Raw genomic sequence first — 23,175 nt, 5'->3', positions numbered from 1 at the left:
ACCGGCGCGTCCCGTCGGTGCGCGTCAGACCAGGGCGGCGGCCTCCCGGGGGGAGAGGCCGCCGCCCTCCGCGTACGCCGCCTCGTAGACCCCGTCGCCCAGCACGGCACGGATGCGCTCCACGGTCCGGTCACGCACCTCGCGCTCGTGGAACGTCGCGACGTACGCGGACGGCAGCCCCGCGTCGGCGGCGCCGAGGCAGCGGGCGGCGTCGCGGGCTCGGCCAACGTCGTCGAGGCCGGCGAGGGCGTACGCGGCGGTGGTCAGAAACGCGGAGCGGATGAGCGGCATGATGGCCTCGGACAGCGGGTCCTCGGCCTGCTCCAAGGCGCGCCTGATCAGGTCGAGGGACCTTTCGCAGTGGCCCTCGAGAGCGTCCAGCCAGGCCTCGGCGCCGAGGATGTAGGCGTCGAAGATGGCGAAGTCGGCGACCTTGAACTGCTCGCGCAGCAGCCGGAGTTCCCCGCGCGCCTCGGGAATCCGGCCGGTCACGCCGAGCCAGCCGGCCAGCATGAGCCGGGCGAAGGGCATCGCCTGGCCGTGCCCGCCGTCCGAACCGTCGATGACCTCGCGCAGCAGCCGCTCACCCTGCTCGGCCTCGCCCGCCTCGATGAGCACGCCGCCGAGCCGGGCACTGAGGACGCCCGTCTGGGCGTGGGCGCCCAGGCCTTCCGCATGCTCGATCGCCGCCCGGTAGTCGGTGGCGGCCGGCCGGTAGTCGCCCTTCTTCTCCAGCGCCTCGGCCCGCGCGGAGAGCGCTTCCGCGGTCCCCCACCGGTCGCCGAGGCGGCGGAAGATGTCCAGCGCCTCGTCGGCGTCGCGGGTGGCGTCACCGGCCCATTCGGTGCGGTTGGCCATCACGTTGGCGCGCATGTACAGACTGGCGGCGAGTTCCCACTCGTAGCCGGGAGTGCCGCGGCAGGTCTCGACGGCGGCATCGATGATCGTCCGTACCCGCCCCATGTCACCGGTGAGCAGGACGGCGAAGAACCACAGGGAACCAGGGCTGCGGCACACCTGCGGGAGTCCGGGCTCGTAGGTCTCGGCGATGGCCTGCAGCTTGCGCTGCGCCTCGGGCGTCTGCCAGGCCTCCCACTCGGTGTCCATGCACGCGAGATGGACCAGGTGCACGCCGCGCCGGGCCTCGTCGAGGACCTCGCCGGTCCACGGGGGCGGCGTGGCCGTGCAGCGTTCCCACAGCGGGGCGACGCGGCGCACGGGCCCGGCGAAGGGGTCGGGGCCGAGGGCGTGGACCTCGCGGGACCAGTTGCGGGCGACCAGGCGCAGGTCGCGCATCTGCCAGTACCAGGCCATCGACAGCACCAGGCACATCCCCTCCTGCTCGTCGCGCACGGAGACGGCGTGGTGGAGGGCGGCGCGGATGTTCTCGCTCTCGCGCTCCAGCCGTTCGATGGCGGCGAGTTGGCCAGAACCGCGCAGCAACGGGTCGGTGGCGCGGGCGAGTTCGCGGTAGTACGTCAGATGCGCGCGCTCGGCCTCGGCTCGCCGTCCCGTCTCGTCGAGCCGCTCGCCCGCGTACTCGCCGACGGTCTCCAGCAGCCGGTAGCGCATCGCCCCGTCCGCCGAAGGGGCGGCCACCACGAGGGACTTGTCGACGAGCGAGCCGAGCGCCTCCAGCGCGACGGGCCCGCACACGGCCTCGGCGGCGGCGAGATCGCAGCCGCCGGCGAACACGGACAGCCGCCGCAGCACCTCCCGTTCACCCTCGTCCAGCAGCTCCCAGGACCAGTCGACGACCGCCCGCAGGGTCTGCTGGCGGGGCAGCACGGTACGGCTGCCCGAGGTGAGCAGCCGGAAGCGGTCGTCGAGCCGATCCGCTATCTGACGCGGCGTCAGCATGCGGAGGCGGGCCGCGGCGAGCTCGATGGCGAGGGGCAGCCCGTCGAGCCGCCGGCAGATCTCGGCGCACGCCTCCGGATCATCGGCGACCCGGAACCCCGGCCTGGCCGCGGCACCCCGGTCGGCGAGCAGCCGCAGCGCGAACGGCTCGGGCAGCGGATCCACGGGCCGCAGCAACTCCCCCGGTACGCCGAGGGGTTCACGGCTGGTGGCGAGCACCGTCAGCCGCGGGCAGCGCGCCAGCAGCTCCTCCACCAGCCGGGCGGCGGCCTCCACGACGTGCTCGCAGTTGTCGAGGATCAGCAGCATGCGCCGCTTGCCGCAGTGCTCGGCGAGCCGCTCGACGGGGTCGTCGTACCGCTCGGATCCGGCCCGCATGGCCTCGGCCCCGGCGCCGTACAGCACGGTCTCGCGGGCGCCGACGGCGGTCAGTACGGCCTCCGGTACGGCCTCGGGATCGTCGACCGGCGCGAGCTCGGCCAGCCACACCCCGTCCGGGGCGCCGTCCCGCACACTCTCGGCGGCCTCCTGCGACAGCCGCGTCTTGCCCGCCCCGCCGGGGCCGAGCAGGGTGACGAGCCGGGCGGTGGCGAGGTCGCCGTGGATGGCCTCGATGTCCGGTTCGCGGCCGACGAAGGAGGTGAGACGGGCGCGGAGGTTGCCGGTGGGCGGGGGCGAAGCGGGGGCGGGGGGAACGTCAGGGCCGTTCGAGGAACCGGAGGGCCTGCCCTGCGCCGGGTGGAGCAACTCCCCGTGCAGTGAGCGCAGTTCCGGTCCCGGGTCCGAGCCCAGCCGGTCCGCCAGGAGTCGTCGTACGTCGTCGTAGGCGGCCAGTGCCTCGGCCGTACGGCCCGCGTCGCGCAGTGCGCGCAGGCGCAGGGCCTGGAGGGGTTCGTCCAGGGGGTGGGTGTCGCACAGGGCGGTCAGCTCGGGCAGGGACTGTTCGGCGTGGCCGAGGGCGAGGGCGGCGGTGTGGCGGGCGCGCAGCGCGTCCAGGCGCCGGGTCTCCTGGCGGACCGCCTCGGCGGTGCGGTCGGGGAGGTCGGCGAGGGCGGGGCCGTGCCACAGGGCGAGGGCGTCGTCGAGGACGACGGCGGCCTTGGCGGGGTCGCCGTCGGCCAACGCGCGCGTGCCCTCGCCGGCCAGCCGCTCGAACCGGTGCAGGTCGATGTCGTCGGGCGCGGCGGCGAGCCGGTACCCGCCTTCCTCCGAGAGGATCGCGTCCGCCCCGAGGGCCCGCCGCAGGCGTCCGACCAGCGCCTGCAGCGCGCCCGTCGCGTCGGCGGGCGGATCACCGTCCCACACCTCGTCGACCAGCAGACTCGCGGGCACGGTCCGCCCGCCCCGCAACGCCAGCACGGTCAGCAGGGCACGCAGCCGCGCCCCGCCGACCGGAACGGGGCGGCCGTCGGGGCGAAGTACCTGGGTGGTGCCGAGGATGCGATAGCGCACGGGGTCCATTGTCTCTGGTCGGTTCGGGACGGTCACAGGGTTGCGGGGCGCGGCGCGGGAAGGGTGTGCGGCGCGCGAAGGGTCGCGGCACCGTCATCCCGGTTCCGGGACCGTGCTCAGGGTCTCCAGCAGCTCGGCCGACGCGGCCGGCGCCAGGCCCGTCATCTCCGCGCCCGGTGCCGTGCCCGCGTGCGGAAGGCCCTGGCCCCGGGCCTCGCGCACCGCGTGGGACAGCCGGGAGTCCGTGCCCGGTACCTCCAGGGTCACGATCACGCCCGCGTCGGCGTCCGCGAACCACTTCGGGCACTCCCGCACCGACCGCAGCGACCGTTCCCCGGGGACCGGCTCCCGGGTGAGCGAACCCGGCGCCATCTCGGCGTAGCCCTGCCGAAGGACCTGGATCGCCCGTACCCGGCCCGGGGTCTCGGGCAGGTCGGGGTCGCCGTGGAACTCGGCCGTGAGCAGGCCGGTCAGGCGGGGCCGGTCCCCCGGCCGCAGGTGGCCCAGTTCCTCCTGCGCGAGGACGTCCACCGGATGCTGGTGCAGGGCCACCACGAGCCCGCTCTCCTCCCGCAGCACCCGCACCGCGCCCTCCTCCCCCGGCAGGTCCTCCACGGGACCGGCGACCTGGGTGAGCTGGTCGTGCCGGCCGCCGCCGAGGGCGTCGTCGGCGGACTGGAACAGCAGCGGCCAGCTCACCTCGTCCCCCACCTTGAACGGCGTACCGCAACACTCCATCTGCCAGTCCGCGTAGAACACATGCCAAAGCCCCATGCCCCCACCCTCTCCGGAACCACCGCCCCACGCGAGACGTTTTCCTCCTGCGCCCGGTACGGTCGGGCAGGCCCGACGCCCCGTCCCACAGGAGCCCTTCCTCATGACCACCGCGATCACCCGCTCCGGCGACCGGCGGATCAGCGCCGTCTTCGTCGGGATCCTGGCCGTCACGGCGGTGACGGGCTGGGCCACCTGGACCGGCTTCGCCGAGCAGCCCGGCCTCGCCGTGTTCCTGTTCGTGACCGCCGCCTGGATCGTGTCCCTGTGTCTGCACGAGTACGCACACGCGCGTACCGCCCTGCACAGCGGCGACATCTCGGTCGGCGCGAAGGGCTATCTCACCCTCAACCCGCTGAAGTACACGCACGCGCTGCTCAGCATCGTGCTTCCGGTCATCTTCGTGATCATGGGCGGCATCGGTCTCCCCGGCGGTGCCGTCTTCATCGAGCGCGGGCGGATCCGGGGGCGCTGGCGGCACAGTCTGATCTCGGCGGCGGGGCCCTTGACCAACGTCCTGTTCGCCGTGGTGTGCACCGCCCCGTTCTGGCTGGACGCGCTCGACGGCGTCCCCCGGGGCTTCCGCTTCGCGCTCGCCTTCCTCGCCCTGCTCCAGGTCACGGCGGCGATCCTGAACTTCCTGCCGGTCCCGGGCCTGGACGGCTACGGCGTGATCGAGCCCTGGCTGTCGTACAACGTCAAGCGCCAGGTGGAGCCGTTCGCCCCGTTCGGCCTGCTGTTCGTGTTCGCGCTGCTGTGGGTGCCGGAGATCAACAGCGTGTTCTTCGACATGATCGACGCGGTGCTGCGCACCCTGGGCATCAGCGACTTCGACACGTACTGCGGCTTCGACCTGTTCCGCTTCTGGCGGGACACGAACGAGCTGTGCTCGATCAGCTCGTGACGGAGCCCCGCCGCTCGTCCTTGGCGCGCTTGACGTAGTACCAGGTCATGTTCGACGACAGCCCGGCCAGCAGCACCCACACGATCCCCAGCCAGCTGCCCTGCGCGAAGGAGATCACGGCCGCGACCACGGCCAGCAGACAGACGATCAGCGTATAGACACCAAGGCGGGGCATTTCGGTCGGCTCCTTCGGGGGACACTGCTACGGCGACCAGTGTCCCCCATCCCTGAGAGCCTGTCCGCCAGCCCCCGCCTGCGCTGCGACGCCCGGCACGCACGCCCTTCGGGCGGACGACGGGGGCTGGCGGACAGGCTCTCACACGTCCGTGACGCGGAGCCCCGCGTGCGCCTTGTAGCGCCGGTTCACCGAGATCAGGTTCGCGACCAGCGACTCCACCTGGTGGGCGTTGCGTAGCCGCCCCGCGAAGATGCCGCGCATGCCGGGGATACGGCCGGCCAGCGCCTGGACGATCTCCACGTCCGCGCGTGCCTCCCCGAGCACCATCACATCGGTGTCGATCTCGTCGACCTCCGGGTCCTGGAGCAGTACGGCCGACAGGTGGTGGAAGGCCGCCGTCACCCGCGAGTCAGGCAGCAGGGCGGCGGCCTGCTCGGCGGCGCTGCCCTCCTCCGGCTTCAGCGCGTAGGCGCCCTTCTTGTCGAAGCCGAGCGGGTTGACGCAGTCGACGACCAGCTTGCCGGCCAGCTCCTCACGCAGGGACTCCAACGTCTTGCCGTGGCCCTCCCACGGCACCGCGACGATCACGATGTCGCTGCGCCGCGCGCACTCGGCGTTGTCGGCGCCCTCGACACCGTGCCCGAGCTCCTCGGCGGCGGACTCGGCGCGGTCAGCGGCTCGCGAGCCGATGATCACCTTCTGCCCGGCCTTGGCGAGCCGGTAGGCGAGGCCCTTGCCCTGCGGCCCGGTGCCGCCGAGCACGCCGACGACGAGCCCGGAGACGTCGGGGAGGTCCCAGGGGTCCTTGGCGGGGGCCTTCACGGGAGTCTCGGCGGGCTGCTGTGCACTGTCGGTAGAGGTCATGGCCCGACTTTACGTCGGCCGACTTGACTGCCGCCCCGCCCGCCCCCACGCCTCAGGTGAGCTGCGTCACGGGCACCCGCCGGAAGGTGATGGTCTCGTACGGGCCGAAGTCGCCGGTCTCGTAGAGGAGTCCGACCGTCCCGTCGTCGATCCGTACGAGGTCCGAGTACGCGGCGGGCAGACCGTCCACCGTGTGCGCGGACCGCCAGGTGATGCCGCTGTCGGTGGAGGCGCGGATCGTCATCAGGGCACGGGCGGCGGGGTCGGCGGGGCCGGAGAAGAGCAGGACGTCGGGGTCGCGCAGTTGCAGGACGCTGCCCTCGCAGATGGGGGCGGTCAGGCCGGCCTGCGGGCGGAAGGGCTTCACCAGGGTCGCGCCGCCGTCGGCGGAGTAGGCGTCGGCGCGGTTGCCGGGGGACGGGGAGTCGTTGCGGGTGTTGAAGTAGACGCGGCCGTCGGGGAGTTCGGCGGCGGTGGTCTCGTTGACGTTGACGTAGCCGTCGGTGTTCTCGTCGATGTAGCCGATGCGCCAGGTGGCGCCCCGGTCGTCGCTGAGCAGGCAGTGGCCGCTGTTGTACCTGGCCTCGTTGCCGAGGTCGTCGCCGGTGGGCGGGATCGTGTGGTTGGCGGCGACGACGACCCGGCCGGTGCTCAGCTGGATGGCGTGGCCGGGCGTGGTGGCGTACCAGCGCCACCCCGGCTTCTTCACCTGCGCGGTGATCTCCTTCGAGCTCGACCAGGTGACGCCGTCGTCGTCGCTGTACCGGACCCAGATCCGGCGGCCGTCGGCGTCGCTGACCTCGCCGCGCAGGATGGCGGCCTCGGTGGCGGTGGCGTGGTTGCGGATGTAGACGAGCAGGATGCGGCCGGTGTCGAGGACGACGGGGGCGGGGTTGCCCGCGAGGTGCCAGTTGTTGTCGGCGGCCACCGTCAGGGGGCCCCAGGTGCGGCCGCCGTCCGTCGACCGCTTGAGCACGATGTCGATCTGCCCGTGGTCGGCGGCGGACTCGACCCGGCCCTCGCAGAACGCGAGGAGCGTTCCGGCGGAGGTGGCGACGACGGCCGGGATACGGAAGGAGGCATACCCCTCCCGGCCCGCACGGAAGGGGACGCTGGTCTCGGTCATGGTCAGACTCCTCGAAGGTGGCCGCCGGGCCCCTCTGCTTCCCCATACCGGGCGAATTCGTGGTGAACTCCGGGTCACAAGTGGCCGGTTACGGCAGGATGCGGTCGCATGGACGCCGTACGGGTCGCGTTGTTGCGTGAAGTGCTCGCCGGAACCGAGTGGTTGGGGGCCACACGGCGGTTCGCGGGGGCGCTGCGGTCGTCGGCGATGTCGCACGAGGGCGGGCTGCTGCTGGTCGGCACGCCGGAGTACGAGCCGTGGCATCTGGCGGCCCATCTGGTGGACGAGGCCGCGTGGTCGGGGACGCCGGAGCTCGCCCCGACACTCGTACGGCATCACGCGCGCGCCTCGGATCCGGCGCATCTGGCCGTCGGCCTCGGGAGGTTGGCGGCGGCGCGGCGCGGGGAGACGCTGCTGGTGGTGTCGCCGGACGAGCCCGGGGCGCCGCTCCTGGAACGGGTGCACGACGTCCGGCGGGCCGGGGCGACGGTCCTGGCGCTCGGCGCCGACGAGTCGGAGCTGACGGCCATGGCCCACGAGACGCTGACCGTGCCGGAGGGGGCGGAGCTGGACCTGGACACCGTGCAGCACCTGGTGAGCGCGGCCGCCGGCGAGAACCCGATGCCGGCCGCGAGGGGCCGCCGCCGCTTGCGGGACCGCCTGTCCCGGCTGGCGGAGTCATTGACGGCACCGCCACCCGCGCGCTGGTGACCCGGCCAGGACCGCCCCCGCCCCGCCCCCGCGCAAAACCGTTTGCCTCCGGCACCGCCCCACCCGAGCATGACCCGTCGTGACGGACGACTCCCCCACCGCTTCCCCAGCTCCCCCGCCCCCTCCCTCCCGCCTCCGTGCCGTACTCCCCGACCTCGCCCCCTGGCGGGCCTCCGCCGACTTCCGGAGGTTGTGGCTGGCGGGCCTGATCTCCTCCTTCGGCAGTTTCCTGACGTTCGTCGCGCTGCCGGTGCAGATCAAGGAGCTGACCGGGTCCGCCGCGGCGGTCGGCGCGATCGGGGCCGTGGAGCTGGTGCCGCTGGTCGTGTTCGGGCTGTACGGCGGCGCGCTTGCCGACGCGCTCGACAAGCGGAAGCTGATCGTGTGGACGGAGGCCGGGCAGGCGGTGCTGAGCGCGGCGCTGCTGGTCAACGCCCTGCTGCCGAGCCCCGCCGTCTGGCCGCTGTACGTCGTCGCCGCCCTGTCCTCCGCACTCGTCTCGGTCCAACGCCCCGCCCTGGACGCCCTGTTGCCCCGGATCGTGGCCCACGACCACCTCCCGGCCGCCGCCTCGCTGAACGCCCTGCGCTGGCAGGTCGGCGGGGTCGCGGGCCCGGCGCTGGCCGGCGTGGTCGTCGCGTACGCGGGGCTCGGCTGGGCGTATGGCGCGGATCTGCTGACCTTCGTCGTCTCCGTCCTGCTCGCGCTCGGCATCGCCGACTCCCCCGCCTCGCACGAGGCCGCGAAGCCGTCCCTCAAGACGATCGCCGAGGGTGCCCGCTACGCCTGGAGCCGCAAGGAGTTGCTGGGCACCTACGTCATCGACATCGCGGCGATGCTCTTCGCGATGCCGCTCGCCGTACTGCCCTTCCTCGCGGACGAGTTGAACGCCCCCTGGGCGCTCGGCCTGATGTACTCGGCGGTCCCGGCCGGCGCGATGCTGGTGAGCCTGACCAGCGGCTGGACCTCGCGGGTGCACCGGCACGGGCGGGTCGTCGTCCTGTCGGCCGCGCTGTGGGGCGTGGCGATCGCGGCCGCCGGTGTCTGCGGGAACGTATGGCTGGTGCTGCTGTTCCTGACCGCCGGCGGCGCCGCCGACATGGTCAGCGGCATCTTCCGGGGGGTGATGTGGAACCAGACGATCCCGGACGAGCTGCGGGGGCGGCTCGCCGGGATCGAGCTGCTGTCGTACTCGGTCGGCCCGCAGCTCGGCCAGACCTACGTGGGCGGCGTGGCCGCCTGGCAGGGCGTGCGCACCTCCGTCTGGTCGGGCGGGCTGCTGTGCGTGGGCGCGGTGGGGCTGCTGGCGCTGTGCCTGCCGAAGCTGCTGACGTACGACGCGCGGACGAACGAGCACGCGGTACGGCTGCGGGAGCGGCGGGCGGCGGCGACCGCGCCGGCGCCCGCGGAAGGTTGATCAGTCGTCGTCCGCCGGGCCGGTCGGGGCGTCGTGCCACCGGGGGTCGTTCTCCCACTCCAGGTTGCGTTCCCGCGCGAGGTCCATCGCGTGCTGGGCCTCCTGCCGGTCGGCGTACGGCCCGAAGCGGTCCTTGGCCGGGCACTCCGGCCCCTCCTCGACCTTCTTGTGCACGAGGCAGTAGTACCACTCGCCGGGCTTCCCGACCGTGCGCTTCTTGAACAAGGCCATGAGCGGCTCCTCTCGCCACCCACATGTTCCCCCACGCCCGCTGGTTAGACTCGCTGGCATGTCTGGCCAGTCGCTGCTTGTCCCAGGGGAGCTCTCCCCCACCCGTTCCGTGCCCGGAAACATCCGTCGCCCCGAGTATGTCGGCAAGCCCGCGCCGACGCCGTACACGGGTCCGGAGGTGCAGACCCCGGAGACCGTCGAGGCGATGCGCGTCGCCGGCCGTATCGCCGCGCGGGCGATGGCCGAGGCGGCGAAGATCATCGCGCCGGGTGTGACGACGGACGAACTGGACAGGGTGGCGCACGAGTACATGTGCGACCACGGCGCCTACCCCTCCACGCTCGGCTACCGCAACTTCCCCAAGTCCCTGTGCACGAGCGTCAACGAGGTGATCTGCCACGGCATCCCCGACTCCACGGTCCTGCGCGACGGCGACATCATCAACCTCGACGTGACGGCGTACATCGGCGGGGTGCACGGCGACAACAACGCCACGTACCTGGTGGGTGACGTGGACGAGGAGAGCCGCCTGCTGGTGGAGCGCACCCGCGAGTCCCTGAACCGGGCGATCAAGGCGGTCAAGCCGGGCCGCCAGATCAACGTCATCGGCCGCGTGATCGAGTCGTACGCCAAGCGCTTCGGCTACGGCGTGGTCCGCGACTTCACCGGCCACGGCATCAACTCGTCCTTCCACTCGGGCCTGATCATCCCGCACTACGACAGCCCGCACGCGACGACGGTGATCCAGCCCGGGATGACCTTCACGATCGAGCCGATGCTGACGCTCGGCACGCACGAGTACGACATGTGGGACGACGGCTGGACGGTCGTCACGAAAGACCGCAAGCGCACCGCGCAGTTCGAGCACACGCTGGTGGTGACGGAGACGGGGACGGAGATCCTCACCCTCCCCTGACCCCGACCCTGACGGTCGCCGGAAAACCCGTCCTCTGCGGAGGGCGGGTTTTCTCGGTACGCTTTTACCGACATGGCGTCGGCAACCCTATTGACTTAGGTAAGCCTAACCTCAGAAAATGGGTTCCATGGACTCCTTCTCGACAGTCATCCGCACCGCTTCCCACGAGCAGCACGTGGAGGCCGAGACCTCGACGTTCATGAGCGACCTGCTCGGCGGACGGCTCGGCGTGGACGCCTACGCGCGCTACACCGAGCAGCTGTGGTTCGTGTACGAGGCGCTGGAGACCGGCACCGAGCGGCTGGCGTCGGACCCGGTGACCGGTCCGTTCATCCAGCCGGAGCTGTTCCGGCTGGCGTCACTGGAGCGGGACCTGGCGCATCTGCGGGGCCCGGACTGGCGGGCGGGAGTGTCGGCGCTGCCGGCGACGCGGGCCTACGCGGACCGCGTGCGGGAGTGCGCCCACGACTGGCCGGCCGGCTACATCGCCCACCACTACACCCGTTACCTCGGCGACCTCTCCGGCGGCCAGATCATCCGCGACAAGGCGGAGAAGACCTGGGGCTTCGCACGCAAGGGCGACGGGGTCCGGTTCTACGTCTTCGAGGAGATCTCCAACCCGGCGGCGTTCAAGCGGAGTTACCGCGAACTGCTGGACGCCGTGCGGGCGGACGACCTGGAGAAGCAGCGGATCGTGGCGGAGTGCAAGCGGGCGTTCGCGCTGAACACGGCGGTGTTCCGGGCGCTGGGCGAGGAGTTCGCGCTGAGCGCCTGAAGCGGCCGGGCCCTGTCGGACATGCCCTAGCGCTCCAGGAACACTCGGCCGCCGACCTCCACCCAGCCTCCCGGCTGCGGCGCCGTGAGAATCTGCGACCCGGCGCCCTGCGTGATGTTGAGGGCGCGGCCCAGGCGGTCCGTGAGGAGCAGCGCCGCCGCGCCCGTGGCCTCGTCCTCGTCGATGCCGTCGTCACGGCCGGGGAAGCCGCGGGCCCGGACCCGGCCGGCTGCCTCGTCCTCCCACGCCCAGGCGTAGACCCACTCACCGGGTGCCGGTACGTCCAGGCCGTCCACTTCGGCGGCCGTCGCGTACTGCCGCAGGGTGCGCGGCGGGGCCCACTCCGCGCGCGCCTCGATCCAGCTGAACTCCCCGTCCAGCCGCGCGCCCACCACGCCCGCCGGGGTGACCAGTTCGGGCACGTCGAGCAGCCAGGCCGTCCCGACGCAGGGGTGACCGGCGAAGGGCAGGCGCAGGGTCGGCGTGTAGATGTCGATGACCCCGCGCTCGGGGTCGTCCACGAACACGGTCTCGCTGAAACCGAGCTTCGCGGCGAACGCCTGCCGGTCGCTCCGCTCGGGGATCACGGAGCCCTCGCGGACGACGCCGAGTTCGTTGCCGTATCCACCGGTCGGGCCGCAGAAGACGCGGAGGACGTCGTAGTCAGTCACGGGGGAATTGAAACATCACGCGGGCGGCGAGGTCGTCCCAGGGGCGGCGTCAGCGGCTTCCCGCCACCCCACACGTAAGGTAAGGCTAACCTAAGCTTCGCCTATCGGAAGTGTTAAGAGGGGGATACGGCATGACCGTACTGGAGAAGGCCGCGCCCGAAGCCGTGGCCGAAGCGCCGCCGCCCCGCAGACGACACACCGCCGCCTGGCTGCTGACCGTCGGCATGAGCGTCGCTCTCCTCGCCCTCGTCCCGGTCGCCGCCGGGATCGGCGCCTACCCGATCCGGGTCGGGGACGTCCTCGCCTCCGTGCAGCACAAAGTCGGGCTCGGCGGCGGCGAGTCGGACCGGGTCGCCGAGTCGGTGCTGTGGAACGTCCGCTTCCCGCGGATCGTGCTCGCGCTGCTCATCGGCGCCTCGCTGGGCTGCGCCGGGGCGCTGATGCAGGGGGTGTTCGGCAATCCGCTGGCCGAGCCGAGCACCATCGGTGTCTCCCTGGGCGCGGCGGTCGGAGCGGTGGCCGCCCTCTCGCTCGGGCTGACCTTCCTCGGCAACTGGACCCTCCCCGCGATGGCCTTCGTCGCCGGTCTCGGCACGGTGCTGCTGGTGTACGCGATGTCCCGCTCGGGCGGCCGTACCGAGGTGGTGACCCTGATCCTCATGGGCATCGCGGTCAACGCCTTCGCCGGGGCGCTCATCGGCCTGTTCATCTTCCTCGCGGACACCGCCGCGGTGAACCAGATCACCTTCTGGCAGCTCGGCTCCCTCGCCCAGTCCACCTGGCCCAAGGTGGCGGCGGTCCTGCCGTGCGCGGTCGTGGGGCTGGTGGTGGCGCCGCTGTACGCGCGCCGCCTGGACCTGCTCGCGCTCGGCGACCGGCCCGCCCGGCATCTGGGGGTGGACGTGGAGCGGATGCGGGTCGCGTTGATCCTGGTCGTCGCGTTGCTCACGGCGGCCGCGGTGAGCGTTTCCGGGGTCATCGGGTTCATCGGGCTTGTCGTACCGCATCTGCTGCGCATGGCCGCGGGGCCGGGGCATCGGTTTCTCATTCCGGGCAGTGCGTTGGGTGGGGCGGTGGTGTTGCTCGCGGCGGATCTCGCTGCGCGGACCGTGGCAGCGCCCGCGGAGTTGCCGTTGGGGGTGCTTACGGCTCTGCTGGGCAGTCCGTTCTTCTTCTGGCTGCTGCGTCGGACTCGGCGGCGGCAAGGGGGGTGGGCCTAAGGGGTCGTATGCCGAGTGCGGGTGTGTGGGGGTTGATCGCGACCACGCGGCGGTAGCCGCAAATTCAACACAGCCCCGCGCCCCCAGGTTCCCCCGCCCCCCTTCTCAAGAAGGAACCCCCTCCTATGAGACTGCTCCGCCCTCGCCCAGCTCCCCCCGCCCCCACGGAACCCGGCGACATCCTCGCCGCCGCCGAGTCGCTGCACGTTCGTCTCGGTGTGCGCGAGGTGCTGACCGGCGTCTCCGTCACCGTCCGGGCCGGTGAAGTACTCGCTCTCGTCGGGCCCAACGGTGCCGGAAAGTCCACCCTGTTGAGCGCGCTGGCCGCCGACCTACCGGCCGCCGAGGGGGTCGTACGGATCCACGGCCGCCCGGCGAGCGACTGGTCCGCCCCGGAACTCGCCCTTCGCCGCGCCGTGCTCCCCCAGTCGGCGGCCCTCTCCTTCCCCTTCACGGTCGAGGAGGTCGTCCGGATGGGTCGTGCGCCCTGGGCCTCCCTCGGACTGGAGGACGACGACGCGGCCGTGGCCGAGGCGATGGCCGCCACCGAGGTGGCCGCCTTCGCCGTACGGTCGTTCTCCGCGCTCAGTGGTGGCGAGCGGGCCCGTGTCGCGCTGGCCCGGGTGCTGGCCCAGCGGGCGCCGCTGCTGCTGCTCGACGAGCCGACCGCGGCCCTCGACCTCAAGCACCAGGAGTTGGTGCTGCGGTTGTGCCGGGAGCGGGCGCGGGCCGGGGACGCGGTGGTGGTCGTACTCCACGACCTGGGGCTCGCGGCGGCCTACGCGCACCGGGTCGCCGTCCTGCGCGGCGGACGGGTCGCGGCGGACGGAGCGCCCGCCGAGGTCTTCTCCGAGCGGCTGCTGTCGGAGGTGTACGACCAGCCCGTCGAAGTGCTTTCACACCCTCGAACGGGAGGGCTGTTGGTGACCCCACTGCGGAACCTTTGACTTCCCTTTGACCTCTCTATGGGGGCGTTTTTGGCCACTTAGGCGATCCTTGTGGGCGTTAGGCAAGCCTCACCTTGCTTGTTGTGAGGCCCGTCACGCGCACTTTCGGCCATCTGGAGCCCTCATGCGAGCCGTCAGACTCTCCGTCACCACTGCCATAGCCACCGCGGCGGCTCTGGCCGCCGTCACGGGGTGCACCGAGAAGGGCAGTTCGGCGGGCGGCGACCGGGTCGTCAACGTGACCGCCACGGACGACAAGTGCGAGGTGTCGAAGAAGGAGTTCCCGGCCGGGCACGTCGAGCTCGCCATCGAGAACAAGGGCTCCAAGGTCACCGAGGTCTACATCCTCTTCCCGGACGACCGCATCGTCACCGAGCGCGAGAACATCGGCCCCGGCACCAAGCAGACGGTCACCGCCGAGGTGAAGGCGGGCAACTACACCATCGCCTGCAAGCCCGGCATGAAGGGCGACGGCATCCGGCAGGCCGTGAAGGCCACCGGCAAGGGCGCGGCCGCCAAGCGCGACCCGCGCCTGGACAAGGCCGTCGCCGCCTACCGCGAGTACGCGCAGACGCAGGCCGACGAGACGCTGCCGAAGGCGGAGGCGTTCGCGAAGGCCCTCAAGGACGGCGACATCGAGGCCGCGAAGAAGGCGTACGCCCCCTCCCGCATCGGCTGGGAGCGCACCGAGCCGGTCGCCGAGTCCTTCGGCGACATCGACCCCAAGGTCGACGTCCGCGAGGACGGTCTGGAGGAGGGCCAGGACCCGGCCACCGACTGGACCGGCTGGCACCGCCTGGAGAAGGCGCTGTGGCAGGACAAGAAGATCGGCGACCGCGAGAAGGAGCTCGCCGACCTGCTCATCAAGGACCTGAAGGACTGGCAGAACCGGGTCGGCAAGGCCGAGATCACCCCGACCTCCATGGCCAACGGCGCCAAGGAACTCCTCGACGAGGTCGCCACCGGCAAGGTCACCGGCGAGGAGGAGCGCTACTCGCACACCGACCTGGTCGACTTCAAGGCCAACGTCGAGGGCGCGCAGAAGGCCTACGAGCTGCTGAAGCCGGTCGCCAAGGAGAACGACCCGGCGCTGGTCACCGAGCTCGACAAGCAGTTCACCGCGCTGAACACGCTGCTCGACAAGTACCGGACGGACGATTCGAATGCAGCACAGTACGACTTCACCTCGTACGACAAGGTCACCGAGGCTCAGCAGAAGGAGCTGTCCGACGGCGTCAACTCCCTCGCGGAGCCGCTGTCCAAGCTCGCCGCCGCCGTCGTCGTGAAGTAGGGGCACCCCCATGACCGAGACCCCGCAGTCCCCCTCCCGGCGTACGCTGATCGGCTGGGGCGGTGCCGGGCTCGCGCTCGGTGCCGTCGCGGCCGGCGGCACCGTGGCGATGACCCGTGACGGCGACTCCGCGGGCGACTCCGCCCCGGCCGGCGCCGCGACGGGCGCCGCCGTCGCCTTTCACGGTGACCACCAGGCCGGCATCGCCACCCCCGTGCAGGACCGGCTGCACTTCGCCGCGTTCGACGTGAAGACCGACGACCGCGCCGAGTTCGTGCAGATGCTGAAGGACTGGACGGCGGCCGCGCGCCGGCTGACCGCCGGGCAGGCGGTCGGCGAGGGGGCGTACGGCGGTCTGGCCGAGGCGCCGCCGGACGACACCGGTGAGGCGCTGGGCCTGAAGCCGTCGCGGCTGACGCCCATCTGGATCGGCATCGGCGTCGCCCTCGCCCTCGCGCTCGGCTTCGGCTGCGCGCTCGAATTCGGCTCCCAGGAGCTGACGTTCGAGGCGCAGGAGGCGCTCGGCGGCTCCCTGTCGATCCTCGCGGTGGGCCTGGTGACGTGGATGGTGTTCTGGATGCGGCGCACCGCCCGGCACCTGAAGGCGGAGCTGCACGGCAAGCTGGACGCGGCCCTGCAGATGGGCACGGGCGCGCTGGTGGCGACCGCGTTCCTGGCGGTCGGCCGGGAGGGCCTGGAGACGGCCCTGTTCGTGTGGGCGTCGGTGCGCGCGGCCGGCGACGGCAGCCCGCGCCCGCTGATCGGTGTCGCCCTCGGCATCGCCACGGCGATCGTCCTGGGCTGGCTGTTCTACCGGGGCGCGCTGCGCATCAACCTCGCCAAGTTCTTCACCTGGACCGGCGGCATGCTGGTCGTCGTGGCGGCGGGCGTACTGGCGTACGGCTTCCACGACCTGCAGGAGGCGCGCTGGCTGCCGGGCCTGAGCAACCGTGCCTTCGACATCAGCGACACCGTCGATCCGTCGAGTTGGTACGGCACCCTGCTGAAGGGCGTGTTCAACTTCCAGCCGGACCCGACCGTCCTCCAGGTCACAGTGTGGCTGCTGTACCTGATCCCGACGCTCGCGCTGTTCCTGGCCCCGGTAGGGTTCGCCTCCGGGAAGGGGAAGGTGAAGCAACCTGATGAGCAGGGATCGCGGCCCTCGAAAGCTCCGCAGGCTTGACCGGAGCGCACTGATAGCGGCCTCAGTGACCGCTTTGTCGTTGACGGCGAGCGGATGCGTGGTGGTCCACGGGGAGAAGGAGATTCTCCCCTCGGCCACCAAGGCGGAGGCCGCCAAGGCGCTCCAGCAGTTCACAACCGCGTACAACAAGGCGGACAAGGCGTACGACAGCTCTCTCGACGCCGACTACGTCACCGGGGCCCTGAGCGACATCGACAGTGCCCGGCTGAAGGCGGGCAAGGCGCTCAGCCCCGGCGGCAACTCGGCGCACACCCCGCTGGTGCTGTCGGACGTCAAGTACACGATCCCGAAGAAGGCGGGCTGGCCACGCTGGTTCGTGGCCGACGCGGCCGGCAACAAGTTCGGCAGCGCGCGCTGGATCTTCGTGTTCACCCGGGGCGGCCTGAACGAGCCGTGGGAAGCCGCGTATCTGACGCTGGTGGCGCCCGGCGACGTACCGAAGTTCAAGACCGACAAAGACGGCTGGGCCGAGGCCGTCCCCGCGAACTCGACCGAACTGGCCGTGCCGCCGGCGGACTTGAGCAAGAGCTACGCCGGCTATCTCAAGGACGGCAAGGGCGTCTTCGCGCCCGGCCGCCACACCAGCGACTGGCGTGCCGACCGGGAGAAGGCCGCCAAGCGGCCGGGCCTGGTCAGCCAGTTCATCGACGAGCCGCTGACGAGCGGCGACTACGCCCCGCTGGCGCTGCGCACCACGGACGGCGGCGCGATGGTGTTCTTCACCACGCGCTACTACGAGAAGCGGACGGCCTATGCGGGCACCAGCGTCCCCTCCCCGGGCAAGGGGGTGGAGGCGCTGACGAAGGGCGAGATAAAGCAGTCGCTGACGATGGAGATCATCTCCAACAAGGTGGCCCTGGACCCGAAGGGTTCGGGGAAGGTGGAGGTCATCGGCCGCACCCAGGGCCTGACGTCGGCGAAGGGCGAGTAGCGCCGCCCGCTGCGGCGCCTCAGTGGCACCTCAGTGGCGCAGGGGCCAGGCCGCGGAGACGTGGTCGGGCTCCTGCCCGGCGTAGCGGGCGCAGGCGTCGGTGAGGGTTTCCAGCAGGGTCAGCGGGTCGGGCAGCGGGTGTTCGAGCCCGCGCACCCAGTGCACGGTCTGGCCGTCGCCGGGCAGCCGCGCGGGCGGTACGAGGACGTAGGACCCGCGGCAGTGCCAGCGCAGTCCGGGGTGTTCGTCCATGGTCTCGGGGTGGCAGTCCAGCTCGCAGGGCCACCACTCGTCCTCCTCCTCGGGGGTGCCGCGGGTGAGGGTGAAGAACAGCAGCCGGTCGTCGTCGCTCTCGGCGACCGGGCCGACCTCGATGCCGGAGGCGAGCAGCCGCTCCAGCGCCTCGCGGCCGGCCTCGACCGGTACGTCGAGGACGTCGTGCACCATGCCGGTCGCGGTGATGAAGTTGGCCTCGGGCTGGTGGCGGGCCCAGCGCTCGATCTGGGCGCGGTCCGTGGTGGACTGCGTCTGCCAGGCGAAGGACACGGGGTGCCGGGCGGGGGTGGGACAGCCGACCCGGTCGCAGGAACATCGGTAGCCGGGGGCGGGGTGTGCGGCGGGCGCGAGCGGCAGTCCTGTCGCGGCGGCGGCGACCAGCAGGGCCTCCCGGCCGCCGCCGTCCGCGGCGGTGTCCTTCGGGCGGCGTCCGCGCAGCCACTGGGAGAGTCTGCCCCGCAGGCCGGTCCGGCCGCCCAACTCCGCGCTCATCTATCCCCTCGCCTCGCTGTCGTGCGGAACAGCATGCCCTATGGTCCCACCATCGTGCGCTCCGGGGGGCCGTAGCGGACAACCGGGGTAGGTGGGGCGAGGCGTACACGGCACCTGGATCAGGGGTCATGGGATGCTTTGGCGGGATTTACCCCCCGGGTGCGTGGGGAGTTCAGCGCGGAGCGAGACCGTGCAGCGCGTAGTCGACGAGGGTGTCGGTGTACTCGTACGAGATCGGGCCCGTGTGCTGGAGCCAGCGCTGGGCCAGCGGCGAGACGAAGAGTTCGAGCGCGATGCGCGGGTCGAGGTCGGGGCGTACCTGGCCGGCCTCCTGGGCGGAGCGCAGCCGGTCGACGTAGAGCTGGAGCGAGGGTTCGAGGAGCTTGGCCACGTACTCCCGGCCGAGCGGCTCGTTGACCAGCCCCTCCGCGGCGAGGGCGCGGGACGGGGCGGTGAAGCGGGGATCCTTCAGCTGGTCGACCGTGAGACGCAGTACGGCCTTCAGGTCGGCCGCGAGGTCTCCGGTGTCCGGGATCACGTACGGCTCCTGGCCGGCTTCCTGCGCGGCCTGTTCCGCGAGGTCGAGGAACGCCTCCATCAGCACCTCCGCCTTCGACGGCCACCACCGGTAGATCGTCTGCTTGCCGACGCCTGCGCGGGCGGCGATGCCCTCGATGGTGGTCCTCGGGTAGCCGACCTCCGCGACGAGGGTGAGGGCGGCGTCGTAGATGGCTCGACGGGATCGCTCGCTGCGGCGGGGGGAGTTGGGTGCGGGCTGCTTGACCATGGCACCGACGGTATCAAGGGGGGTGAGACGGAGCGTCTCGCCATGTGTGTGTGGGGGGCGGCCATGGGAGTTTCGCCCCCGCCGCCCCTACCCGTCCCATCCTTGAAGGGGCTCCGCCCCTTCCACCCCGCTGGAGGCCTGCGGCCCCCAGACCCCCGCTTCGGCCCTGAACGGGCCTTGTCCTCAAACGCCGGACGGGCTGAAGGACACGGGCCGGCGTCGGCTGGGGATGGTGCGGCCTCCTCCTCGAACACCGGACCGACTGAAGCACGCGGGCCGACGTCGAGAGGTGAAGACCCCCAAGGGGTGGGTGGGGGCTAGGGATGTGTGGCCTCGGCCTCGAACACCGGACCGACTGAAGCACGCGGGCCGACGTCGAGAGGCGGAGACCCCCAACGGGTGGGTGGGGGCTGGGGATGGTGTGGCCTCGGCCTCGGATGCCGGACGGGCTGGATGTTGCCCACCGGCGCTGACGGGGCTCGGTGGGCGGCAGCGTCACCGGTCCTGTGTCGCCGGCGGCCAGGCGTCGCCCCAGGCCGCGTCGCGGGCCGCCTTGTAGAGGTCGCCGTGGCGTTTGGTGACCGTGGTGCGGCGCAGGGAGGGCTCGGTTTCGCACAGGTCGAGGAGTACCTGGCCCTTGCGGATCTGGGGTTTGCGTACGACGCGGGCCGGGGCCGGGGTGACCGGGAGGCGGGTGGCGGCGACGTAGCTGAACTTCTCGTCCTCGTAGGCGAGGGAGCCGCCCTTGATCTGGCGGTGCAGGGAGGAGCGGCTGACCCGGGCCGAGAAGTGGCACCAGTCCGTGCCGGGGGCGATGGGGCAGGCGGCGCTGTGCGGGCACGGGGCGGCGATGTGGAAGCCGGCGGCGATCAGGCGGTCGCGGGCCTCGATGACGCGGGTGTAGCCGTCGGGGGTGCCGGGTTCGACGATCACGACGGCCTGGGCGGCGGACGCGACGGTTTCGAGGAGGGCGGTGCGGTCGGGGGCGGTGAGCTCGTTGAGGACGTAGGAGACGGTGACGAGGTCGGTGGGGTCGAGGGTGAGCGCGGAGCCGATCCGGGTGCGCTGCCAGTGGGCGTCCTTCAGGGCCGGGTTGGCGGTGGCGATCTCCCGGCCGATGGCGAGGGCGGGCTCGGCCCAGTCGAGCACGGTGACGCTGCGCTTGCCGGGCCAGGTGGCTGTGGCGGCCCAGGTCGCGGCGCCGGTGCCGCCGCCGACGTCGGTGTGGCTGGTGGGGGTCCAGTCCGGTACGGCTTCGGCGAACGCCTCCAGGGCGGAGTGGACCGCCTCGAAGGTGGCGGGCATGCGGTAGGCGGCGTAGGCGGCGACGTCGGCGCGGTCGCGGAGGATGGGGGCGTCGGTGGGGGTGGTGCCCCGGTAGTTGGCGATCAGCCGGTCGACGGCCTGGGTGGCCTGGCGGGGCGGGAGGCCGTCGAGGAGGGTGGCGAGACTGCTGCGGAGGGCGTCTGCCGGAGATACGGGGGCGTTCACCCGGTGATTCTACGAGGGGGCGCGGTGTCGGGGTGAGCCTCGGCTTTTCTCGCCCCCGCCGCCCCTACCCGTCCCATCCTCAAGGGGCTCCGCCCCTTCGACCCCGGCCAGGGGGCTCCGCCCCCTGGACCCCCGCTCCTCAAACGCCGGAGGAGCTGACGTACTCAGCCCGTCCGGCGTTTGAGGACGAGGCCCGTTCAGGGTGTCGCTACAGCTCCCGGACCGCCCGTGCCACCCTCGTCCCCGCTCTCGCCCTCGGCCCGCTGTCCGGCGTCCGCCTCCGCGGATGCACCGTGTTCGCCAGCAGCACCACGAACACGTCCGTCACCGGATCCAGCACCAGCGACGTCCCCGTGAACCCGGTGTGCCCCGCCGCCCCCCGCCCCGCCAGCTCCCCCATGAACCACGGCTGGTCGACGGCGAAGCCCAGCCCCGGCGGGGTCAGGAGCAGCTCCACGAAGTCGGGGCCGAGGATGCGCGCGGGGCCGTAGGCGCCGCCGGAGAGCAGGGCGCGGCAGAAGACCGCGAGGTCGCGGCCGGTCGAGAACAGGCCCGCGTGGCCGGCGACGCCGCCGAGCGCCCACGCGTTCTCGTCGTGGACCGCACCCCGCAGCATCCCCCGGTCCGCCTTGGCCCAGGGACGTCGCTGGTCCTCGGTCGCCGCCGCCCGGGGGCAGGGGCCGAAGTGGGTCGCCGTCATGCCCAGGGGGCGCGTGATGCCGTCGTGGATCAGGACGTCGAGCGTGCGCCTGGTGATGCGTTCCAGGGTGTGCTGGAGCAGCAGGAGGTTCAGGTCCGAGTAGCAGTACGTGCCGGGCACCCCGACAGGCACTTCCGCCCGCAGCCTCTCCAGCCGCTCGGCGTCGTCGGCACAGTCGTACAGCGGGAGTTCGGGGCGCAGCCCGGAGGTGTGGGTGAGCAGCTGACGCACCGTGACGTCGTGCCGGGCGGCCCCGCGGAAGTCCGGCAGATACGCCCCGACCCGCGCGTCGATGCCGAGCGTGCCGCGCTCGATCTGCTGCACCGCGGCGACCGCGGTGCAGAGTTTGGTGAGGGAGGCCAGGTCGAAGGGGGTGTCCGTGGTCATCGGGACCTGTGCGTCGGGCGGCAGTTCCACCCCGGCGTCCTTCTCCTCGTCGTAGGCGGCGTACCGCGCCGCCCAGCCGGCCGCCTCCTCGACGGCGAGGTAGGGCCCCCGTCCGACGACCAGTACGGTCCCGGCTGCCCAGGGGCGCGGCCCGGTGGTGAGGTCGTGGACCTCTCGGACGAGGTGACGGATCTCCTCGGGGTCGAGTCCGGCCCTTTCCGGCGTGTCCCCGCGCAGTCTCGGCGCGCTCAGTTCTCTGCTCCCTCCGCATCCGTACGTCCGTTCCAGGGACGGCACATTCCCATGAAGCAGGCCAGCGCCACCAGTGCTGCGGCCAGTTGGACGACCGCCATCGGGACGGCGGTGTCCTCCCCCGCGATGCCCACGAGGGGCGAGGCGATCGCGCCGATGAGGAAGGAGGACGTACCGAGGAGCGCGGAGGCGGACCCGGCGGCGTGCTTGGTGCGGAGCAGGGCGAGGGCCTGGGTGTTGGGGAGGGTGACGCCCATCGCCGACATCAGGACGAAGAGAGCGGCGGCCACGGGGGCCAGTCCGACTTCGCCGAAGACGCCGAGCGACATCAGCAGCAGTGCCGTCGCCGCCAGGGTGACGGTCGCCAGGCCCACGCCCAGCACCCGGTCCAGGCTGACCCGCCCGACCAGCACCTTGCCGTTGATCTGGCCGACGACCACAAGCCGGACCGAGTTGAGCCCGAACAGCAGGCTGAAGGTCTGCGGCGAGGCCCCGTAGATCTCCTGGATCACGAAGGGCGACGCCGCTATGTACGCGAAGAGGGCTGCGAAGGCGAACCCGCCCGCCAGCGTGTACCCGGTGAAGGTGCGGTCGGCGAGCAGGCCCGCATGGCGCGCAGCGCCTCGCCGACCCCGCCGCTGTGCCGGTCCTCCGGCGGCAGTGTCTCGGGGAGCCTCCGCCAGACGAGGGCGGCGAGCAGCACCCCCACCACCGTGAGCACGACGAACACGCCCCGCCAGTCCGTCACCCGCAGGATCTGGCCGCCGATGAGCGGGGCCACGATCGGGGCGACGCCCGAGATCAGCATGAGGGTCGAGAAGAAGCGGGCCATCGCCACGCCGTCGTAGAGGTCGCGTACGACCGCCCGCGCGATCACTATCGCCGCCGCGCCCGCGAGGCCCTGCGCCAGCCGGAAGGCGACCAGGGACTCGACGGTGGGCGCGAGCGCGCAGAGTGCGGTGGCGACGACGTACACGGCGAGGCCCGCCAGGAGCGGGCGCCTGCGGCCCCATCGGTCGCTCATCGGGCCGACGACCAGCTACCCGAGCGCCATGCCGGCCAGGCAGGCGGTGAGCGTGAGCTGGACGGTCGCGGCGGGTGCGCGCAGGGAGCGGGTGACCTCCGGGAGGGCGGGGAGGTACATGTCCATCGCCAGCGGGGGCGTGGCGGTCAGGCCGCCGAGGACGAGGGTGACGAGGAGGCCGGTGCGGCGGAGGGCGCGGGTGGCGGTGGGCTGCTGCCCTGTCTTCCGTGTGCTCGGTATGGCCGACTGCGGCACGTCCTGTGCCTTCCCCTCACAGTCGCCCATGCGCCCCTC

Annotated in this window: 21 protein-coding genes and 1 pseudogene; 10 read left to right on the top strand and 12 right to left on the bottom strand. The window is 72.2% G+C overall.

Features of this window, described 5'->3' with window-relative positions; all coding sequences use genetic code 11:
• Nucleotides 1-24: 24 nt before the first annotated feature.
• Both QQM39_RS33050 and QQM39_RS33045 read right to left on the bottom strand, forming a co-directional pair.
• Nucleotides 25-3,321 carry a BTAD domain-containing putative transcriptional regulator gene (locus QQM39_RS33050; protein ID WP_302001218.1) on the bottom strand — a complete coding sequence of 1,099 codons (3,297 nt, stop codon included), beginning with the start codon at nt 3,319-3,321 and terminating at the stop codon, nt 25-27.
• A gap of 84 nt (nt 3,322-3,405) precedes the next feature.
• A complete protein-coding gene (locus tag QQM39_RS33045; protein ID WP_302001217.1) occupies nt 3,406-4,086 on the bottom strand; it encodes a DUF6578 domain-containing protein in 681 nt (226 codons plus the stop codon).
• Nucleotides 4,087-4,189: 103 nt separating this feature from the next.
• Here QQM39_RS33045 and QQM39_RS33040 point away from each other — a divergent pair, with 103 nt between their 5' ends.
• Nucleotides 4,190-4,990: a site-2 protease family protein gene (locus tag QQM39_RS33040; RefSeq protein WP_302001216.1), complete on the top strand. Its 801-nt coding sequence runs from the start codon at nt 4,190-4,192 to the stop codon at nt 4,988-4,990.
• Here the strand turns inward: QQM39_RS33040 and QQM39_RS33035 are convergent.
• The 3 genes from QQM39_RS33035 to QQM39_RS33025 all read right to left on the bottom strand — a co-directional run bounded on the left by QQM39_RS33035 (nt 4,980) and on the right by QQM39_RS33025 (nt 7,158).
• Nucleotides 4,980-5,165, bottom strand: coding sequence for a hypothetical protein (locus QQM39_RS33035; protein ID WP_302001215.1), 186 nt, complete (start codon nt 5,163-5,165; stop codon nt 4,980-4,982). The genes QQM39_RS33040 and QQM39_RS33035 overlap by 11 nt on opposite strands.
• Before the next feature lie 141 nt (nt 5,166-5,306).
• On the bottom strand, nt 5,307-6,032 hold the full coding sequence (gene npdG, locus QQM39_RS33030; RefSeq protein WP_302001214.1) for an NADPH-dependent F420 reductase: 726 nt from the start codon (nt 6,030-6,032) through the stop codon (nt 5,307-5,309).
• Nucleotides 6,033-6,084: 52 nt separating this feature from the next.
• A complete protein-coding gene (locus QQM39_RS33025) occupies nt 6,085-7,158 on the bottom strand; it encodes an exo-alpha-sialidase (protein ID WP_302001213.1) in 1,074 nt (357 codons plus the stop codon).
• 108 nt (nt 7,159-7,266) lie between these two features.
• Here QQM39_RS33025 and QQM39_RS33020 point away from each other — a divergent pair, with 108 nt between their 5' ends.
• Both QQM39_RS33020 and QQM39_RS33015 read left to right on the top strand, forming a co-directional pair.
• A complete protein-coding gene (locus tag QQM39_RS33020) occupies nt 7,267-7,869 on the top strand; it encodes a hypothetical protein (protein WP_302001212.1) in 603 nt (200 codons plus the stop codon).
• 79 nt (nt 7,870-7,948) lie between these two features.
• A complete protein-coding gene (locus QQM39_RS33015; protein ID WP_302001211.1) occupies nt 7,949-9,286 on the top strand; it encodes an MFS transporter in 1,338 nt (445 codons plus the stop codon).
• On the opposite strand, the gene QQM39_RS33010 is transcribed toward QQM39_RS33015, so the two are convergent.
• Nucleotides 9,287-9,517, bottom strand: coding sequence for a hypothetical protein (locus QQM39_RS33010; RefSeq protein ID WP_302001210.1), 231 nt, complete (start codon nt 9,515-9,517; stop codon nt 9,287-9,289).
• Nucleotides 9,518-9,575: 58 nt separating this feature from the next.
• Here QQM39_RS33010 and map point away from each other — a divergent pair, with 58 nt between their 5' ends.
• The gene (gene map, locus QQM39_RS33005) at nt 9,576-10,433 is read left to right on the top strand and encodes a type I methionyl aminopeptidase (protein ID WP_302001209.1); all 858 of its coding nucleotides are present in this window, start codon (nt 9,576-9,578) and stop codon (nt 10,431-10,433) included.
• A 127-nt stretch (nt 10,434-10,560) separates the two neighbouring features.
• Nucleotides 10,561-11,208, top strand: a complete 648-nt coding sequence (locus tag QQM39_RS33000; protein WP_302001208.1) for a heme oxygenase (biliverdin-producing) — start codon at nt 10,561-10,563, stop codon at nt 11,206-11,208.
• 26 nt (nt 11,209-11,234) lie between these two features.
• Here the strand turns inward: QQM39_RS33000 and QQM39_RS32995 are convergent, their stop codons facing one another.
• Complete coding sequence (locus QQM39_RS32995; RefSeq protein WP_302001207.1) at nt 11,235-11,879, bottom strand: PhzF family phenazine biosynthesis protein; 645 nt, start codon at nt 11,877-11,879, stop codon at nt 11,235-11,237.
• Nucleotides 11,880-12,010: 131 nt separating this feature from the next.
• Between QQM39_RS32995 and QQM39_RS32990 the strand changes: the two genes are divergently transcribed.
• From QQM39_RS32990 to QQM39_RS32970, 5 genes are all read left to right on the top strand, one after another.
• Complete coding sequence (locus QQM39_RS32990; RefSeq protein ID WP_302001206.1) at nt 12,011-13,099, top strand: iron ABC transporter permease; 1,089 nt, start codon at nt 12,011-12,013, stop codon at nt 13,097-13,099.
• Nucleotides 13,100-13,224: 125 nt separating this feature from the next.
• Nucleotides 13,225-14,046 (top strand): heme ABC transporter ATP-binding protein, encoded by an 822-nt coding sequence (locus QQM39_RS32985; RefSeq protein WP_302001205.1) that lies wholly within the window; start codon nt 13,225-13,227, stop codon nt 14,044-14,046.
• Nucleotides 14,047-14,170: 124 nt separating this feature from the next.
• On the top strand, nt 14,171-15,337 hold the full coding sequence (gene efeO / locus QQM39_RS32980) for an iron uptake system protein EfeO (protein ID WP_302001204.1): 1,167 nt from the start codon (nt 14,171-14,173) through the stop codon (nt 15,335-15,337).
• Nucleotides 15,338-15,347: 10 nt separating this feature from the next.
• Nucleotides 15,348-16,520, top strand: coding sequence for an iron uptake transporter permease EfeU (gene efeU / locus QQM39_RS32975; protein WP_367669341.1), 1,173 nt, complete (start codon nt 15,348-15,350; stop codon nt 16,518-16,520).
• Entirely contained in the window at nt 16,480-17,472 is a 993-nt protein-coding gene (locus QQM39_RS32970) for a hypothetical protein (RefSeq protein WP_302001203.1), read from the top strand. The genes efeU and QQM39_RS32970 overlap by 41 nt, the downstream gene beginning before the upstream one ends.
• A gap of 30 nt (nt 17,473-17,502) precedes the next feature.
• Here QQM39_RS32970 and QQM39_RS32965 read toward each other — a convergent pair whose 3' ends face one another.
• The 5 genes and pseudogenes from QQM39_RS32965 to QQM39_RS32945 all read right to left on the bottom strand — a co-directional run bounded on the left by QQM39_RS32965 (nt 17,503) and on the right by QQM39_RS32945 (nt 23,166).
• Complete coding sequence (locus tag QQM39_RS32965) at nt 17,503-18,240, bottom strand: bifunctional DNA primase/polymerase (RefSeq protein ID WP_302001202.1); 738 nt, start codon at nt 18,238-18,240, stop codon at nt 17,503-17,505.
• Between the two features lie 172 nt (nt 18,241-18,412).
• Nucleotides 18,413-19,027, bottom strand: a complete 615-nt coding sequence (locus QQM39_RS32960) for a TetR/AcrR family transcriptional regulator (protein WP_302001201.1) — start codon at nt 19,025-19,027, stop codon at nt 18,413-18,415.
• Nucleotides 19,028-19,522: 495 nt separating this feature from the next.
• A complete protein-coding gene (locus QQM39_RS32955; protein WP_302001200.1) occupies nt 19,523-20,518 on the bottom strand; it encodes a small ribosomal subunit Rsm22 family protein in 996 nt (331 codons plus the stop codon).
• Between the two features lie 208 nt (nt 20,519-20,726).
• On the bottom strand, nt 20,727-21,902 hold the full coding sequence (locus QQM39_RS32950; protein WP_302001199.1) for a serine hydrolase: 1,176 nt from the start codon (nt 21,900-21,902) through the stop codon (nt 20,727-20,729).
• A pseudogene (locus tag QQM39_RS32945) lies at nt 21,854-23,166 on the bottom strand (multidrug effflux MFS transporter). The gene QQM39_RS32950 and the pseudogene QQM39_RS32945 overlap by 49 nt, the downstream one beginning before the upstream one ends.
• Between the last annotated feature and the right edge of the window lie 9 nt (nt 23,167-23,175).

Source organism: Streptomyces sp. DT2A-34 (assembly GCF_030499515.1).
GTDB lineage: Bacteria > Actinomycetota > Actinomycetes > Streptomycetales > Streptomycetaceae > Streptomyces.
This window is presented reverse-complemented; position numbering and strand designations above follow the sequence as displayed.